The organism is Actinoallomurus acanthiterrae, assembly GCF_054775715.1.
In genome coordinates, this window is sequence record NZ_BAAHCO010000001.1 from 7877160 (window position 1) to 7894579 (window position 17420).

12 protein-coding genes are annotated in these 17420 nt (G+C 69.5%); 7 read left to right on the plus strand and 5 right to left on the minus strand.

Annotated features, from left to right (window positions below):
- Positions 1 to 635: 635 nt before the first annotated feature.
- From ACYVF7_RS37160 to ACYVF7_RS37180, 5 genes are all read left to right on the plus strand, one after another.
- Entirely contained in the window at positions 636 to 2231 is a 1596-nt protein-coding gene (locus ACYVF7_RS37160; RefSeq protein ID WP_460349930.1) for a hypothetical protein, read from the plus strand.
- Between the two features lie 1120 nt (positions 2232 to 3351).
- Entirely contained in the window at positions 3352 to 5016 is a 1665-nt protein-coding gene (locus ACYVF7_RS37165; protein ID WP_460349932.1) for a hypothetical protein, read from the plus strand.
- Complete coding sequence (locus tag ACYVF7_RS37170) at positions 5013 to 7583, plus strand: CHAT domain-containing protein (protein ID WP_460349934.1); 2571 nt, start codon at positions 5013 to 5015, stop codon at positions 7581 to 7583. The genes ACYVF7_RS37165 and ACYVF7_RS37170 overlap by 4 nt, the downstream gene beginning before the upstream one ends.
- Positions 7580 to 7903 (plus strand): hypothetical protein, encoded by a 324-nt coding sequence (locus tag ACYVF7_RS37175; RefSeq protein WP_460349936.1) that lies wholly within the window; start codon positions 7580 to 7582, stop codon positions 7901 to 7903. Before ACYVF7_RS37170 ends, ACYVF7_RS37175 begins: the two co-directional genes overlap by 4 nt.
- A 138-nt stretch (positions 7904 to 8041) precedes the next feature.
- A complete protein-coding gene (locus ACYVF7_RS37180) occupies positions 8042 to 8356 on the plus strand; it encodes a hypothetical protein (RefSeq protein WP_460349938.1) in 315 nt (104 codons plus the stop codon).
- Positions 8357 to 8526: 170 nt separating this feature from the next.
- On the opposite strand, the gene ACYVF7_RS37185 is transcribed toward ACYVF7_RS37180, so the two are convergent.
- Positions 8527 to 11406 (minus strand): OmpA family protein, encoded by a 2880-nt coding sequence (locus tag ACYVF7_RS37185; protein WP_460349940.1) that lies wholly within the window; start codon positions 11404 to 11406, stop codon positions 8527 to 8529.
- A gap of 744 nt (positions 11407 to 12150) precedes the next feature.
- Between ACYVF7_RS37185 and ACYVF7_RS37190 the strand changes: the two genes are divergently transcribed.
- Together ACYVF7_RS37190 and ACYVF7_RS37195 are read left to right on the plus strand one after the other, a co-directional pair.
- The gene (locus ACYVF7_RS37190) at positions 12151 to 12480 is read left to right on the plus strand and encodes a hypothetical protein (protein ID WP_460349942.1); all 330 of its coding nucleotides are present in this window, start codon (positions 12151 to 12153) and stop codon (positions 12478 to 12480) included.
- A gap of 196 nt (positions 12481 to 12676) precedes the next feature.
- On the plus strand, positions 12677 to 13930 hold the full coding sequence (locus tag ACYVF7_RS37195; protein WP_460349944.1) for an MFS transporter: 1254 nt from the start codon (positions 12677 to 12679) through the stop codon (positions 13928 to 13930).
- Here the strand turns inward: ACYVF7_RS37195 and ACYVF7_RS37200 are convergent.
- The 4 genes from ACYVF7_RS37200 to ACYVF7_RS37215 all read right to left on the minus strand — a co-directional run bounded on the left by ACYVF7_RS37200 (position 13902) and on the right by ACYVF7_RS37215 (position 17412).
- Positions 13902 to 15263 carry a TfuA-like protein gene (locus tag ACYVF7_RS37200; protein ID WP_460349946.1) on the minus strand — a complete coding sequence of 454 codons (1362 nt, stop codon included), beginning with the start codon at positions 15261 to 15263 and terminating at the stop codon, positions 13902 to 13904. The genes ACYVF7_RS37195 and ACYVF7_RS37200 overlap by 29 nt on opposite strands.
- Positions 15260 to 16423 carry a YcaO-like family protein gene (locus ACYVF7_RS37205; protein ID WP_460349948.1) on the minus strand — a complete coding sequence of 388 codons (1164 nt, stop codon included), beginning with the start codon at positions 16421 to 16423 and terminating at the stop codon, positions 15260 to 15262. Before ACYVF7_RS37205 ends, ACYVF7_RS37200 begins: the two co-directional genes overlap by 4 nt.
- Positions 16424 to 16541: 118 nt before the next feature.
- Positions 16542 to 16766, minus strand: coding sequence for a hypothetical protein (locus ACYVF7_RS37210; protein ID WP_460349950.1), 225 nt, complete (start codon positions 16764 to 16766; stop codon positions 16542 to 16544).
- A gap of 40 nt (positions 16767 to 16806) precedes the next feature.
- Positions 16807 to 17412 carry a hypothetical protein gene (locus ACYVF7_RS37215; protein WP_460349952.1) on the minus strand — a complete coding sequence of 202 codons (606 nt, stop codon included), beginning with the start codon at positions 17410 to 17412 and terminating at the stop codon, positions 16807 to 16809.
- Positions 17413 to 17420 lie beyond the last annotated feature (8 nt).

Here is a 17420-nt window from a genome sequence, read left to right on the forward strand (position 1 = left end):
CGACCGCGCGCCGCTGACCTGCAGTGTTCTTGCCGGTGAGCAATGCGGTCGTGCTGGGATTCCGCGTGATCATGAGCACTCGAGCGTGGCGGCGGTGGAAGTGAGGTCGGCTCGAGGGGGCAGGCGCGGAACTTGCCCGCACTGACAGTTACCGAGAACTGTCCGTTGCCTGCCGACGGCAGGCGATCAGTGTTTCGGTCAGGTGAGTGGCTACCAGAGGCGGAATGTCGCGCCCTGGTTGTCGATGCACTCGGCGAGCAGCCCGTACGGCTTGCGTTCGGGCTCGTCCGCACGGGCCGGGGACCGCGCGGACGAGCCCATCGTTGGTGCTCGCCCCGATCAGCTCGCACTGAAGCTCGGCCAGTACGGACAGCATGCCGAACATCGCCCGGCCCTCCATGGTGGCGGTGTCGATGCCCTGCTCGATGACGTGCAGCCCGATGCCCCACTCGCGCAGCTCGGCACCGCACCCCGGGTTGAGGAGAGCGCGTCCCCTTCCGAGTGAGCGCCGATGTTTCGGAAGTGTTTTGTGTTTTTGGTCATGATCCGGCCATCCCGCCCAAAAGGCAGGGCATTGACCCCGCAATCATTCCAGGCTTCCATGAAGCGCCGGACACGGGGCCGATGGGGAGACCATGAGAAACGTACAGGGCACGGAAGTCGCCGTGCTGAACGAGCTCATCGAGAAGGTCGAAGAGATCGTGGACGCGGGCGGGGCGCCGGGAGCGCTGGCCGCGACGGGGGTGTTGGACGCGGGGTTCGGATTCCAGCTGGCCGACTACACGGTGTTCGGGCGGAGGTTCGCCCTGCTGCATCAGCGGCTCGTCGAGCTGAACAAGTCGGGCAAGGTCGTCGTGAACCCCGACCTGCCCGACTCCGTCGGCGCGCAGACCCTCTCGGCGGTGGACGAGGCCCATGTCCAGGTCCAGCTCAGTCCGGCCGCGCTGCGAGCGGACTCGGCCGAGCCGCTGACGCTGCGGGCGCTGACCTTGATCCACGAGCTCTCCCACGCGCTGCGCGAGTACGGAGACCACCCGGTGAAGGACTACACGTACCGGAACTCTTGGGGGCAGGGCTACCTGGCGGCGGAGATCGGCACTCGGAACGCCGACACCTACTTCGAGGCGGCGGCGCGCCTCGCCGAGCGGCTCGAGAAACTCCCGCCGGGCATCTACCGGGAACGCGGGCTCGTGCAGGCGCAGCGGCGCGCGCTCCAGCCGCCGCGCCCAGTGGGCAACCCGCTCGGACCGGCGCTGGCCTGGGCCGACATCAAGCTCAACCGGGTCTGGCTGCGGGCCTACGACGCCCAGGTCCATGTCTGTACCGCTACCTCGGTGTGGGACCGGCGTAGCGGTGAGGACGTGGCGGCGATGCAGAAGGTCGAGGGCCGGCTGCAGGAACTCGGCATCCTGGGCAGCCGCAGCTACTGGGTCTCCGGTGAGCACGGGCCGGAGTCCGTGGCGGCGGCGCGGCTGCTGGAGCACTTCACGAGCGGGCTGAAGAGCCGCCTGATGAGGCTCCGCGTCGTCCTCGGCGGGGACGTGCTGCGGTACGACCACGACACGGTCTCCGGCAGCCTGCTGGTGCCGTTCGAGGCGACGGCGGAGCCGCCCCTGCGGCTGGCCGAGCTGATCATCGGCGCGCTGCTCCAGGGGTTCGCCGTCGCACCGCCCGCCGCGCGTTCCGGGACGCCGGGTCTGACGTCCGAAGAAGTCATGGCCGAGAAGCAGATCGAGGCGCGTTACCAGGGCGCGGCGAAGGTGCTGGGCGCGCACATGGCCGAGGTCGTGGAGCTGCTGTGGGTGAACGACCGCAGCTACGAGCGGCCTCAGGTGCAGGTGCTGGAGAAGACCTTCGCCGCCTTCGAACCGGTCGCCGTGGGGCTGGGGGCCCGGGGCGTGCTGCAGACCGTTCTGCAGGCCGCCGAGATCGACGACCTGATCAGGCGCTGGACGATCACGCCGGCCCGCCTCGGGACGCTGCCCGCGCCGGCCCTCGTCGGCCTGAAGGTGTTCGATGACACCGCCGACAAGCAGCTCCGTCGGATCGCCGAACTCGCGGGCAAGCTGGCCGCACCGGTGTTCTTCACCGAACGCCCGAGCGTCGAGGCCGGGATCCGGGAGGTGATCGTTGCGATCACCGCGCTGGCCACCGGAGTCGACAAAGCCCAGGCGACGCGCGCCGCCACTCTGCTCGACGGGCTGCGGAAGGCCGCCGACGGGCTCGCCTAGGAGAATGGGGCAGGCGCCCGTCAGGGAAGGGAAGGGCGTGCCGGAGATCCCAAAGCTCGGCCAGTCCCGTGTGCGAGTTACACCATGCGCCAGCCGGGAAGTACCCCGAGCGCCCCGAACGTGACGTCGTGCTCGTGGGCAAAATCACCGGCGCGCCGGGCATGCTGCTTTCAGGGCCCGGTGCCAGCAAGGACGTTAACGGGGTCCTACAACGCTGGGGGGCGGCGGGCGGGACCGCCGTGCCTGGGGGGTAGCTCTCTGGGTGTTCTTCTTCTTGTAGGATCCAGCGGATCTTGAGCACTCACCGATCGGTTACCTGCAGTGTTGCTGGCTGTGAGCATTGCTGGTGTGCGGGCTTTCCGGTTGATCATGAGCAATTTCGCTGCGGTTCGTCTGGATGCGTTCTGGTGCGGGCCCGGCGCCCGGTCCGGTGACACGGCCAGTTCGGGGTGGCGTCCGCGTTGTTGATCACAACGGCCTTCCCGCAGCCTCAGGAATGTTGCGCGGTGACAACCTTGTGAAGTGCTACCCCAACCGCCCGGAGGCGACCGCCGAGGCGATCGACGCCAGCAGCTGCACACCGGCGATGTCGCAATCTGACCCTGATCGACCGCGCGAAGGGCATGGTTATCCGGGGGTACAACGTCTACCCGCATGAGCTGGAAGAGGTCCTGCTCACCCGCGCCGATGCGAGCCTCGCCGTGTTCGTCGGCATTCGCCCACGAACGCCGCGGCCCAAGCGTTCGCCATCCGTTAGCCGGGTGCCACCGTCGACGGAATGCCCTGATCGCCTGCTACAGGCAGAAATGGCGGCGTGGAAGTAACCGCGGGTCATGCCTTTCGAGACATGCTCCCTACCACCCAAGATCCTCAAACGTGAACTTGTCGACGTCTGGCCGTATTACGGATTGAATCGCCGAAACAGGAAGGTCGTGGGTCTCGATGTAGCGGGTGGGGGTACGTGAGGAGGCGGGATGCCGCTGGTGATCGGCGTGAGGGTTCGGCGGTGATTCCGGCCGTAGCGGTCGCGCTCGTCGGTGAGATCTTCATGCGCAGGCATGCGCGATGGCTGAGGCTCAATATTCGGCGGCAGCGGCGCGGTGTCCTGACGAGAAGAGCCGTGGGCGGCTACCTCGTGCAGATCGTCGTCGGTATGGCGCTGGCCCTCGCGGTGGCGCCGCTGCTGGAGCGGCTGACCGGGGTCGGCCTGCTGGTGGTGGCGGTGCTGCTGGGCCTGAACCGCGCCGTGGGCCTGGGACTGGGCACGTTGCTGGTGTTCTTGGTATGGCGGCCCGATGACACCGTCGTCTTGTGGTTCGCGGTCCCGCTGCTCGTCATCGCGCTGCTGGCGCTGCTGTCGTCCCGGTTGACCGCGATGTTCACCGAGGCCTTTGACACGGCCGAGGGGACGATGCCCTGGGGAGTCCTTCTGCTCGCCTCCTCCGTCGGCGCGGTCGTGTGGGCGATCTGGTCGTGGTCGGGGTGGGCGTCGGCGGCGGTGCCGGCCGCTGTGTTCGTGTGGGGGCATTGGTACCGGCTGACCGGGACGCTCCCGGGGCCGTGGCGCAAGCAAGTCCAGCGCCGCGACTGCGTGCGGTTGGCCGTGATCGCCTACCTTGTCTTCTCACCGCTGGGTGGTGCGGCGGTCGCCGAACTCTCGGCGTTCCGGCCGCAATGGCTGCTGGTCGTGGTTCTGCCGCTGCTCGCCCTCGTCGCGCACCTCACGTATCCCACCCCGCACCCGGCATGGCCGTGGTTGATTCCTGGTGGCATGCGGGTCCGTCAGGTTCTCGTGCAGGGCGGGTTGCTGGCAGCGTTTCTCGCCTTGCGGTACCCAGACGCGCCGCCCGCGTTGCCGGTGACGTCGGTGGTGATGGCCGGAGCGGCGCTGGCGACGCAGTGGGCGCTGGGCACGGCCCCGATCAATGGAGTGATCACCCAGAATCTGGTGCAGCTCTCTGACGTCGAAACGATCCTTGACGACTGGGCGGCACGCGCGGTCGTACGGCGTAGGCCGGACGCCCGCCTGCTGAACGCGCTCGCCGGACGGGCCCTGCAGAGCCTGAACAACCGGGCGCCGACCGCGGAAGCGCTGCTGAACGTGGCCTTGGTGGCTCCGGGCACGGTGCAGGCACGGGCGAGTGATCCCTTCGCGGCCTGGCTGGCGTTGGTGGAGCAGGCGCTGTCTGCGGTCGAGCGATGCGCCCGTGCGGCAGGACGCGACATGGACCGCGTGCTGGCGCTGTTGCGTGCCCATACCGCCGGGGCGGCGCTGGCGGGTGCCTTGCAACGTCGGGATCTCGGGGAGGCCCGTACGGTGCTGGCCCACCGCGTCGAGCAGTTCAGCAGGGCGGGGCTGCGGATACAGCGGGATGACAACAGGCTGATGGAAGCGCGGTTGCTGTTCGGCTGCGGCGATGATGTCACCGCACTTGAGATCGTCGAGTCAGTGCTCGCCGAGCCTGATCTGGACGTGTTCAACCGTCGTGACGCGCTGGTGTTGTCGACCCTGTCCGCCGTGATCGACGGCAGAACGGACGCCGCGCATGAGCATGTACGGGTCTCGGCGGGCCTGCGGGTGACGTGGGCCGATCGTCGCAGGCTGTGGCGTGAGGCCAGGGCCATGAAGATCGTCGGTGGTGCGGGGTGGATGCTCGTCCCGGTGCGGGTCTGGCGTGCGTTCCGCAGCAAACAGCGGGCCTTGGACTCGGGCTTCTACACTCCCGAGGTGGTCTTGGAGATCTTTGACACGCTGGGCGCCATGAGGGGTGTCGAGATCCCGTGACGTTCGATTGGACCGGCTGGCTGCTGAGCCCGGCGAGCCCCCTTCTTCGCGACGTTCCGGAACCGTTGAGGCTCGCGCTTCAGTCCGTCCAGCATCGAAGGGCCGGCGATCTGGACAAGGCGTGGAAGTCCGCGCTGGCCGCCTACGCGATGGTGCGCGACGAGCCCGCCGGCTACCAGTCGAAGGCGGCCGTGGAGTACACCCTGGCGTCGCTGTACAAGGCGCAGGCGGACTACGGCGTCGCGATCGACCTCTACGAGTCCTCATACCGCGGTCATCTGCGGGCGGACGGGGCCGCGTCGCCGTTCGCGGAGATCGTCCTGAGGGGGATGGCCGACGCGCACCACAAGGCCGGCCACTACGACAAAGCCCTGGACGCCTGCCTGCGGGCGCTGGAGATGACCCGTGACGTCCGGGATGTCCGGTACGCCTTCGGATGCCAGTTGCTCGCCCGGATCCGAAGCGACGTCGGCGACATCGCCGGCGCGGCAAAAGCCGTCGAGGAGGCGAATGCCGTCCTGGCAAAAGTCAGGGGCAACTCCCCGGACACCGCGCTACTGTACGCCGCCAACATCAGCCAGGGCGCCGCCATCCAGGTCCGGGAGGGCGACGTCCGGGACGGGGTCGCACGACAGCGCCAGGCGCTGAAACTGCGCCGGCGGTATGGACGGTCGAACGGCACGGCCATCGCCGAGAGCCTCAGCCATCTGGGGCACGCCGCTTTGGCCGTCGGCCGTCATCGGCGCGCCCGGCGCTACCTGCGCCGGGCGCTGGCGATGCATCGGCGTCAGGGCGAGCACGCGGACAAGGCGCGTCAGGTCATCGACCGGATGGCCTACGGCCACGCCGGTTTCCTGCTCGGCCGCAAGTCGGCCGAGACCGAGCTGGCGGCGGTCGTGGCGGACGCCGGCGTGATCCTGGGCGAGAGCCACCGGATCACGACCCGCGCGATGACGTCGCTGGCCTCGGTGCACGCCGCCGCCGGGCGTTCGGCGGACGCTCTCGCGCTGCTGTCCGCCGCAGTCGACGGCGAGAACAAGCGGATCGGACCGATCTTCACGACCCAGTCCGACCGGCAGCGGCTGGAGTACGTCGCGACGCTGTACGGCGCGCGGGACGCGGCACTCAGCATGTTGGTGCGGGATCACGACCTCGGCCCCGACGCGGTCGCCGCCGTCCTGCGGATCGTGGTGCAACGGTCCGGTCTCACGTTGGACGCCGTCGTACGCCAGCGCCGGTCCGTGCTCTCCGGCGGCCACCCGGATCTGAGCGCCGACCTGGGGCGCCTGCGGGAGGTCGACGAGTCGCTGGCGACGGCGACGTTCGGCGCCACGCCCCCGCCGTACCGGACCGTACGTGCGTGGGAGCAAGAACGCGATCGGCTGGAAGCCCGCTTGTCGAGCCGGATCCCGGAGCTACGCCGCGACCATGACCTCGTCACGGTGACGGTCGAGCGGCTCGCCGCGGCGCTGCCGGCGGACTCGCTTCTCCTGCAGTACGTGCGATTCGACCACAGCGACGATCCACGCCGACCCGCGCGGGAGTGGTACGGCGCGTTCGCGCTGGCTGCCGGGCGGCCCGAGTCGGTGCGATTCGCCAGCCTGGGACCGGCCGACGACCTCGACGCGATGGTCGACGCCTACCGTACGGCGATCGCACCCCGCGGCGGCCGAGGAGTACGGATCAGCGCAGCCGCTCCACCACAGGACTGGCGTCCGCTCGCGGCCGAGCTGTACCGGGCGGTGATCGCGCCCCTGAACCCGCCGCCCGTATCGCGGCTGGTCGTCGTCGCCGACGGAAGCCTGCACAGAATCCCACTGGCCACCCTGATCGGCCCACGGGGCACCCCCCTGGTCGCCGACACGATCCTGACCTACCTCGGCAGCGCCCGCGACCTCCTGCAGGACCGCCCACCCGCACACGAAGGAACGGCACTCGTGATCGCCGACCCGGACTACGGCGACTACGGCGACCGGCGGCGACGCGCCGCGCTGAAGCCGGTCTTCCACGCCCTGCCGGGCGGCGCCGAGGAAGGACGCAAGGTCGCCGAGCGGCTCGGCACCATCGCGGTGAGCGGGCCGAAGGCGAGCAAGAGCGTCCTGTTCACCGATGAGCCTCCCACGGTCGTCCACCTCGCGACCCACGGATTCTGGCTCGGCGGCCTCGCCGGATCCGGCCTGGCGCTCACCGGCGCCAACCTCCCCGGCGGCGACGGGATCCTGACCACGGCCGAGATCGCCCACCTGAACCTGACCGGGACCGGCCTGGTCGTCCTGTCGGCCTGCGACACGGGGATCGGCGCGGTACGCGACGCGGAAGGGGTCTTCGGGCTCCACCGTGCCTTCACCATCGCCGGCGCCCGTACAGTCATCTCGTCGCTGTGGCCCATCCCCGACCGGGCCACCGCGGAGCTGATGACGGCCTTCTACGACTCCCTTCGGGACGGCGAACCCGCCGCCGCGCTCACCCGAACCCAAGCCGCTTTCGCGGCAGACGACCGGCCCATCCGAGAGTGGGGTGCCTTTCTGTGTCACGGCGGACTGCCATCACCAGAAGATCATCGATGACCGCACCCGACCACGACCCGATCCCGTACGCGGTGGTCACGTCCCAGGAGCTCAATGAGATCGCCGCGGCCACCGCACGGGTCACCCTGTACCCGGACGAACAGCGGCCGGTGGACATCGAGGTCAGCGGCCCCTGCCCGGCCTGCCGCGGCGGCACCGTCCACATCGAACCGGTCGAGCTGGTGCGCGCCTCGAACGCCGGCGGCGAGGCGGAGGTCGAAGCGATCTGCGCGTGCGCTTTCACGCATCCCGACAGTCCCGACGGCGCCACCGGCTGCGGCAGGTCATGGCGCCTCCTCGTCGCCTGGGACGGGCAATGACCGTCAAGGTCAGACCGGGATCGGCCGGGCACTCCGCTGACCCGATGGCGGGCCGAACGCCTGCAGGAACTGCGGCGGACCGAGCTGGAGCACATCCGCAAGCAGGCCGAGCAGTGGCGCACGGGACTGGCCGGGTTCGTGACCGTGATCCTGACCGCCGCGTTGGTGTCCGGCCGTACCTTGATCACCGGCCACGCGACCGCCACGCGGATCGTCATCGGAATCCTTATGCTCGCCGCCGTCGCCACCGCTGCAACCGGTATCTTCCTCAGTACCCGCGCCGCGCACGGCTTTCCGCCACGCCCACGCAAGCTCGCCACCGAGGACCTGATCCTCGATGACCGCCTCGCTGCCCGCCGAAGCGCCCGTGACCTCCGCGCCGCGGTCATCACGGCCGGCGTCGGCCTGCTGATGCTCACGATCGCCGTCGCGGTCGTATGGTTCGGCCCGTGAGGAGTGCACCATGGCCTCCGAAGATGACATGACCAACAGATTTCCCGTGTAGGCGTCCAACGCCATCCCAGGCCAGGAGCATCGCTAAGGAATCCGGTCACGGCCGCCATGCCGCGCGCGGTGGTGGGCGCGGCCCGGCCGGCGGCGCGGCGGCAGGTGGCCGCTGCCGCCTACGGCCGTCTCTGGGGATGGAGCAGCCGCCACAGCAGCTGCTGCGTCTCCTGGCTGGGGTCGACGCTCAGTTCCTCGAGAGAGGTTTCCAAGAGCCGGTAGGTGCGCCGTACGGCGTCCAGGCGGCCGAGGCGGGCTTGCAGGGTCATGATCCGCTGGTAGATCTCCTCTGCGTAGCGGTCGAGAGATCTGGCCCGCTCGAGGACCGTCAGGCTGCGCTCTGGTTCCTGTGGCTCGTAAAGGGCGGCGAGGTGAATGAGTGCCTCGACGGCCTGCCGGCGGAGCGCCTCGCGTTCCGGCTCGATCCACTCATACGCCTGCTCATACGTCACCTCGGAGACCAGATGGCCCTCATACGTGTCCGCGGCCTCCTGCAGCAACGCCACCCGGGTCTGGTCATCCTCGGCGTGGGACGCACGATGCAACGCGGTCTGGAATCGCCATAGGTCGACGCTCATGAGCTCTGGGTCGATGCGGTAGCGGTCGGCGACGACCACGATGAAGTTTTCGTCCACCATCCCGGTGGCGCGCCGCAACTCGCGCCGTACGTCGTGCAGGGCGGCGTGGAAACGCATCACCGCGTACTTGCGGTCGACGTCGGGCCACATCGCCGCCAGGAGCGCGTCTCGAGTGGCACCGTTGGCATAGACAGCCAGATAGCTCAGCAGTTCCCGTCCCTTACCGCGGATGCCGGTCTCCAGCTCGCGATCGCCGACTCTCACGATCGGGAGCCCAAGGACCTGTAGCTGTACGGGGCGTTCGCTGGTGGCATCTGGTTCTTCAAGCACCGGCGGCGCTGGTTCCGTGTCGGCTGCGGCCGTCTCATTCACCGGTCTGGGGCCGGGTTCGGGCTCCGGCGTGCCATGGGCGTCGCGAATGACGTCCAGGACCTGGTGGGCATCGGCGGTGGTGACATGGAACATCCGCAGGTCCTGCCACAGTCCGGGATCTGCGCCGTCCACGGAGGTGACGTTTCCGTGGTCGTCCAGATGCACTGTCGGGCCGGGGTGCTCACCAAGGCCACCGAGACTGACGATCGCCATGTCGTAGACGCCGGCCGCCGCGGCGAGGGCCTCAACGCGACGCTCGTGTTCCTTGCTCGTGGTAGCGGCTAGGACGAGGCGCGGCAAGGGCTCAGTTGGGTCGGTCTGGCGTACAGCGGTGAGATCCTGCGCATCGGTCGTGGTGTCGAGGAGGCGGGCCCGGTGGATCCGCTCCGACTCCAGCAGCCGCAACGCTGCGCTGAGGTCCGAGGTGACCCTCAGGGCCGGGATGCGCCCGGCAAGCTCGTCGACGTCGTCCGGGTCCAACGCGAAGAGTCCGGCGGCGTCGCGCCGGGGAATGACTACTTCCACATCGTGGTCACCAGCGTGAGTGAGCAACGCCAGCAGCAGCGCCCGAGCCGCACCCCGTCTCCCTGGGCCGGCAAGACCAACGACGAGACCACCGATCGGAACCGTGACGTCCTCGTCATTGCGGACGCCCAAGACGATGCGGCCGCTCGACGCCAACGGAAACAGCTGCAGCGCGCCATTCTCTGATGAAGCCTGCGCCGGATCGACGTGACCACTCACGTGCGCAGCCAGGTCGGCACGCCTGAGCCGCCGTACGACAGGTGGGTGTTCGGGCTCGCGCGTTCCGAGATCCGGGCCAGAATCGGGGGTTCGGTGACGACGACGCCGATGCAGCCGGGAGACGGCCAGTGCGGCTCCTACGCCGGCGGCGAAGCTCAAACCCACCATCGCCCCGGACGGTAGGTTCACCGTGGTCGGTGGATGCGTCGGCGACGTCGTGACCGGCGGGTCTTGGGAGACAACCGGAGCCGGCGGCCTCTGTGGTACCGACGCAGTCGGCGAGGACGCAGTGGTCGGTTCAGCGCTCGGAGTCGCCGGGGCCGCCGGTACCGTCCCTCCGTTGTCGCCGCCCTGATGGCTTGGTGCCGGGCTCGGCGTGGCGTGCGGCTGTGCGGACCGCTTGACGACGTAGGTGATCTCCGTTCGGCGGTTGCGGGCACGTGCCGCAGGGTCATCACCTCCGTCCGGCCGCGTCTCGGCGGCAATCGGCTCCGTCTCGCCTCTTCCGCGTACCTCGAAGCGATAGTGGGGACCGATGAGCGAGGCGAGCGCATCGCGTACGGACCGAGCCCGCTGCGCTGATAGGCGCTGGTTGTAGGCGGCCGGACCGATGGAATCGGTGTGACCTGTGATCACGATTGGGTGGGCCGGGTCCGTATGTTCACGGATGTCTCGAGCCGCCCGGGCGAGGGCCTCTTGCGCGAACGACGACACTTCGGAGGAATCGAAGGTGAATCGGATCGTGACCTCACGCTGCCGGCTCGCCTGCGAGGCTGATGCCGTCACCTCGGCGTCGGTCGTGCCTTCAGACTGCGTCGGTCGATGGGCTCGGCCGTAGGGCGGAGCAGCCGGTCGGTCCTCTGGCTTCGCCGGCTCCGACTCGAGCTCGTGCGCTGCGGCTGTCGCGTGCCGGGGAGCGGTGGCCACCGTCAGAGCAGCCGGTGCGGCCGGTAGTGTCCCTCCTCGGCTGATCGACAGCGACGTTCCGATCACCGTCGCCCCCAAGCTCGTGATGAGCAGTGCGGCGAGCCGCTGAGGGCCGTCGAGTCCTGGTATGCGGGGAGCAGGTCGCCCTCGTATCTGCGCAGCGGCTTCTAGCAGCACCAGCGATGCCCAGATCGCCCACAGCAGCCAGGCGAGGTACTTGATGAATCCCAGCAGGAGCGTTCCGTCGTCGGGACGGGAAAGCGTGGTGTTGATCTGATTCCAGTCGGGCAGCCGGGAGGGTATCGGCGCCCCCGCCACAGCGATGAACACCAGCGGCAGCCCTGCTGTGGCGGCGATGAGTACCAGGGCGGCGGTCAAGCTGCGCAGAACCCTGCCGAAGCCTCGACGCCGAGGCATTGGCCCATGGTGTTCAGGTGCCATGAGGCGTCTCTACTCTCGGAAGCCTAGGGACTGTTTTCCTCGCCCAAATCGATCTTCACCAAATAACAGGCCGTTGCCAAACGGCTACTCTATGCATTCGATAACCAGTGACATCACTGCAAGCGACAGTTTTGGTGAAACCCCCATGCCCACCATGATCACTAATCTGGAAGGACAGCGGCCTAGCACCACGTCCCTCATGGCAGGCGTGGGTGTCCTTCTTGTACTGGTTGTCGGAGCATGCGGTAAGAGTCATCACGCGGTTGCGCTACCAACCACTTCCGCCCCTGCGGCTCCCAGCATGTCGGCCTCTCCAACGTCCGCCGAGGACGCGGTCCGGCAGAGCTACACCCAGTACTGGGCAGTCCTCCCCCGGGCCGAGCAGGAAGTCGATGAGGGGCGCCGACTCGTGGCATGGTTGATCAATGCCTCTGCAATGGCCGCCCGTACGCAACCGCCTTATCGTCCGCCAAGAACTCCACCGACATAGCCCGCAAAGCACGACTAATCAGTAGAAGGTAAACCCACCGCGATCAAACCGTTACAAGATCCCGGCCGTCCGACGCCCACCCGCATCTGAACTGTCAGTGGCGGTAACCCGGACACCGACGGCTCGCTCACGCCACTGGCCGTTCGGTTGCTGCTCAGGGGCCTGCGCCGGAACCGTTCGAGGGCGACCTGGTGGACACGCTCGTGCGCGAGGCGTTCGAGGAGAACCAGGTCGTGGTCAGCGACGCGGTCTACCTCGGGTACCAGGATGTCCATCGGCGCCATCGCGAGCCGTACGCCCAGGCTCGGATGGCTGGCCTGATCGGCTCGTTCGAGGAGCGCCGGCCGGACCCGGACGGCGGGCGCACGTACGGCCGGCTGATGACGTCGCTAGCGGAGGCTCCGCAGGTGTTGGGATGGGGCGAGCCCGCCGTCGCACAGGTCAAGATCGCGGCGCGTATCGCCGAGGACGCATGGGGCGTGCCCGTTGGCTCGCCGGAACCGGTCGGCTACGTCGACTGAGCCCGTGCCTCGCTGCCGTCGAAGCTCCGGCGGTTCAATGACCGGGTGCGGTCAATACCGAATCTGGTAAGGCAGGGGCACTCTCTCGTGACCGTTGGTGCATGGTGTAGCGGTGGTACTCGGTAGCCCGAAGGGACCGATGCGGTCGAGGAGAGTTAGCGGACGGAGGGGACGGTTCGAAGAGGCTGTTCTTCCTGTGAGGTCCAGCCGCGCCTACCGCCGTTTTCTGGCCGCGCGGCTGGTGTCGCAGACCGGCTCGTCGATGGCGCCGATCGCGCTGGCATGGGCTGTGCTGCAAATCGGCGGCGGGGCCGGTGCGCTGGGTGGTGTGCTTGCGATCAGCATGGTTCCGCAGATGGTGCTGATGCTGATCGGTGGTGCGGTCGCAGATCGGCATCCCCGCGGCCGGATCATGATCATCGCGCACCTGGTCTCGGGAGCCACCCAGGCGATCGTCGCCGCGCTGCTGTTCACGGGGCATGCGGCGCTGTGGCAGTTGCTGGCGGTGGGTGTCGTCAGCGGCGCGGCGGGGGCGTTCTTCGGCCCGGCTGCCCAGGGCACGGTGCGGCAGTTGGTTCCCCGGGAGTCGCTGCGGGAGGCGAACGCCCTCTTGCGGCTCGGCCAGAACATCGTGAAGATCGCCGCTCCGGCTGTGGCCGGCGTGCTGATCGCGGCTGCCGGGGCGGAGACCGCGATTGCCTATGACGCGGCCACGTTCGTCGCCGCTGCGTGGATGCTGTCGCGTCTTCGTGTGCCGCTGGCCCCGATGAAGGGCAAGCGGCTGCTCGGCGCGTTGCGGGAAGGGTGGACCGATTTCTGGTCCCGGCGCTGGCTGTGGATCATGGTGGCGCAAGGAGCAACGTGCATCACGCCCTGGCTAATCGGCTATCAAGTCCTCGGGCCGCTGTACGCGCGGGACCACCTGGGTGGAGCGCCGGCGTGGGGCCTGATCGTTTCGGGGTTCGCCGCCGGGCTGATCACCGGGTCGGTGGTGGTGCTGCTGCTGCGTCCCCGTCGGGTCGGATTGGTGACCTGTACGGCGACCGCGTCGATGGCGTTGCCGCTGGTGGCCCTTGCCGCACACGCGCCGCTGCCGGTCTTGGTGGCGGCGACGTTCGTGACCGGGGTCGGCTTGGACGTCAGCATCAACACGTTCGGGACCTACCAGCAGGCCGAGGTGCCGGTGGAGATGCAGGCCCGGACGTCGTCCTACAGTCTGGTCGGCCAGCAGCTCCCGATCCCGCTGGGCTACCTGCTGGCTGGCCCGCTCGCTGCGGCGGCCGGTGTCGTCCCGGCGTTGGCGGGCTGCGCCGTGGTGATCGTGACGGTCGCGTTCGTGCCGCTGCTCAGTCGTCAGGTCCGGGCGATGCGGCTGCCCGCCCGCGCGGCCGAGGAACCCCCGGCCGCTGGGGCGGTGCCGGTCACGGCTGGGACCTCGTCACGGTCCTGACCCGCTCGGTGCGGGCGGCGAGGTAGAACGGCCGCGCCGCCTCCACGGCGTCCGGCAGCGACAGGATGCCGCGATCGCGGGCGGCGGCGGTCAGCGCCGCCTGGTCGGACGGGTCGATGCCCCACTCGTCGGCCAGATGCGTACGGATGCGTTCGGGGTCGAGGTGGTCGGGCGTACGGCCCGGCCCGGTCGCTGCCACCTGCTGGTTGGTGGTCCAGGCGGTCACGGCCGCCGCCGCGCTCGCGTCGACGTCTAGGAATCCGGCGGCCTCGGCTGGGGTTTCCGGCCAGATGCTCGCGGTCGGGTCCAGGCGCGCCGAGCGTACGAGGATCCGCAGCAGCAGTTCCCGTCGGCACAGGTCGGCGATCTCGGCCGGTGTCGCCCAGTAGCCGATCTGCGCGGGCGTGAGCGCGTTCGCGTCGAGTCCCCGAGCGTGGGCGGCGGCGAGCGCCTGGTCCTCGAGGTCGTCGGCGCCGGGCGGGTGGGAGGCGATCCAGGCGAGCACGTGGCGGCGCCAGCGTGCCGGGAAGTCGGGGTCGTACAGCTGCGCGTGGTTCAGGACCGCGATGAACGGCACGCGCGCCTGCTCGGTGGAGGCGGGCCGATATGTCGCGATCCAGCGCCGCAGATGGGAGGTCCGCCACGGCTCGGTCCGCCACCCGCGCACGGGGGCCGCGGGGAGCTGCCCGGCGGCGGCCTGGGTGATGGCGAGCTCGGCGTCGTGTGTCTTGATGTTGGTGACCGCCGGTTCCTGCTCATCGAGCCACGCCATCACGCTGGCGTAGGGCTCGGCAATGTCGCCAGTCGTGAGGTACTTCAAGGTGTTCCAGGTGCGCCGCTGGAACGGCATGCTCTGGGCCAGGTCGAAGAGCCGGTCGGCGTCCGGGCGGGTGATGACGCCGGCGCCGGCGGCGACTGCCAGGGCGTGGCGGATGCAGACCAGTGCGGTGGACAGCGGCCGGCCGTCGGGGGTGTGGGTGACGGCGACTTCGTCGTCGGCGTCGATCGCGCCGCTGGCGTACTGCTCGTAGACCCAGCCGATGCCGAGCATGCCGTACGGGGCCAGCTCGGCGGCACGCAGTGCGCCCATGCTGGCCGCGCCGACCACGGTGACGCCTTCGTCGAGGAGCAGCAGGATCTCCTTGTGCCGGACGGGTGGTACCTGGTGCCACAGCCCGTCGACGATCAGCATGGTGTCGCCGGGCGACGGGCGCAGGCGCAGCAGGTCGCCGTGTTGGATCGGCGGGTGGACCATCGCGGCCGGGGCGAGCGTCCGGACGCGCGCAGCCGTGATGGTAGGGCCGGCGAACACGTGCAGCGCAGGGGCGGTCATGCGGCGGCTCCGGCGGGTTCGGGGCGGGGGATGACGTGCCGGGCGGAGTAGATCAGGCCCGGTGCGGCGACCCGCACCACCGCGAACGGCCGGTCCGGGCCGGCGAGGTCGACGACGAGGGGTTCCCAGCCGGTGACCTGAGTGATGCGGGTGGCCAGCCACATGGCGTCGGCGTCATCGGTCGCGTGCGCCGTGGTGTGCCGCGCGGCGATGTCCGGCCACACCCGCGCGGCGGCGGGGGTGACCGGCGGGCGGTACTGGCCTGGCCGGTAGACGAGGAAGGTGATGTCGTCGCGGGCACCGGAGATGTGCGTCAGGCGGGACTGCACGGCCTCGGTGATGGCCCGGGACAGGGCCACGCCGGGGTCGCGGTGCGCTCCGGAGCCGGACACGATCGCGCTTCCGGCGTCCTCGCGCCACAGGTGACACACCATCACGGGCACGCCGAACCGGTTGGGCAGGTGCACGAGCTCGACCCACGCCCCGGCGGCCTCGAGCAGTTCCAGGTGCCGGGCGCACCAGGTGTCCGTGACCGTGGCCGGGTCGATGTACTCCTGGGCGTCGGCGGCCTGGCCGGTCAGGCGGCTGGTGGTGTCCCGCTCGATCACCTCGCACAGCCCGTGGATGATCGCCTCGGCGCGGGTGTTGCCGGAGGCGAGACCGTTGGCGGAGGCCGTGAGCATGTAGATCCGCCACTCGCTGCGGACGTGCCGGCCGATCCGCACCAGCGGGCGCGGCAGCAACACCGGTGCGCTCGTCACGGCCGAGACCGCGGTGATCCAGTCCATGCGGGTATGTTCGGTGAGCAGGCTGCCCGCGTGCTGCTCCAGCTCCGTCACCGGGTACGGCAGGTCCAGGCCTGCGGCCGCGGCGTCGGTCACGGCCGGGGCCGGGATCGCGCGTTCGCCATGCCAGAACTCGATCGCCTCCATCGCCGCCGAGACCCGGGCGGCGTCCAGGGTCGCGCCCTTGCCCTGGGCGACCGCGAGCGTGGCCGCCAGCGGCCGAACCGCCATGACCACGGGGATGCCGATGTCGTCCAGGCCGGTGACGTCGGCCAAGCGGGTGATGCCGTAGGAGGCGAGCAGGGGGCTGATCGCAGCGAGCGTGTCAGCCGGGTGCCGGGTGCGGTGAGTACCGGCGAAGAACGTCTTCTGCATAGTCGTCTCCGTGCCGTGTCTTCGGGACGTCTTCCCAGAGGGCAGGGCAGGCCCGATACGGGGCCTGCCCTGCGTGTGCGTTCCTTCGGCCCGAATCAGTGCGTTCGGGCGCGAGTGACTAGTCGACAAGGTCGGGCAGCTCGAGCTTCCGCTTGGCGTGGCCCATGTACTCGGCCGCCCAGCGCGCGGGGTCGCTGCCGAGGCTGTCGGGCACGGCCGGGTCACCGCCCGCCGTGATCGGGAACTGGCCCTCGTCGCGGAGCTCGGCGATGAAGTCGGCCGGGTCGAACTTGACCGGCTCCGCCGCGGCGGACGGGGCCGCGGTCGTGGTGGAGGTGGACATGGGGGTGCTCCCTTCCTTGTGGGGGTGACGCGCGCAGGGTCTACACGCGTGAGGTGAAGCAGCAGGTGACCATGACGCCGAGCTGGTCCTCGTACGGCGGGCGCCAGTGCGGGACGCGCACACCGTCGAAGCCGGTCATGACCCGGTGCAGCACGGAGAAGTCGCCGTTGTCGTGGGGGAACTCGGTACCGGAGAACCGGTCGGCGATCTCAGGGCTGGGCAGCCACCGCAGGTTCGGCAGCCAGCCCATCGTGCCGAGGTCACCGATGAGGCCGGCCGAGTAGGTGATGGCGCATTTCCCCTCATCGCGGTGCACCTGCATGTGGTCGCCGGGCCGGTACCACTTGTAACCCCAGCGGATCGCGACCATGTCCGTGCTGCCGGTGGCCTCACACGCCAGCTCCATCAACGCCGAGTGCCGTACGAGAGTCTTGAGGGCTTCGCCGCCCGGGTGGACGTGGCAGCGCTGCGGCGAGGTGATACTGCCGTCCCGCAGCATCTGCAGGCCCGGCACGCCCCGCTCCCGCAGAATCGCCTCGCCTTCGAGTTTTTCGGCTTCGGTGGTCAGGTCGACCCACAACTGGTCGGGGATCGCGTCGGCCGGGAGCTGGACGCGACCTTCGGCCAGCCACTGTGCGCGCAGCATTCGCGCCC

Bases quoted from the DNA above. Each gene is read 5' to 3' on its own strand.
- ACYVF7_RS37175 (WP_460349936.1), top strand. From the start codon at position 7,580: ATGACCGCACCCGACCACGACCCGATCCCGTACGCGGTGGTCACGTCC.
- ACYVF7_RS37210 (WP_460349950.1), bottom strand. From the start codon at position 16,766: ATGTCCACCTCCACCACGACCGCGGCCCCGTCCGCCGCGGCGGAGCCG.
- ACYVF7_RS37205 (WP_460349948.1), bottom strand. From the start codon at position 16,423: ATGCAGAAGACGTTCTTCGCCGGTACTCACCGCACCCGGCACCCGGCT.
- ACYVF7_RS37160 (WP_460349930.1), top strand. From the start codon at position 636: ATGAGAAACGTACAGGGCACGGAAGTCGCCGTGCTGAACGAGCTCATC.
- ACYVF7_RS37215 (WP_460349952.1), bottom strand. From the start codon at position 17,412: ATGCTGCGCGCACAGTGGCTGGCCGAAGGTCGCGTCCAGCTCCCGGCC.
- ACYVF7_RS37200 (WP_460349946.1), bottom strand. From the start codon at position 15,263: ATGACCGCCCCTGCGCTGCACGTGTTCGCCGGCCCTACCATCACGGCT.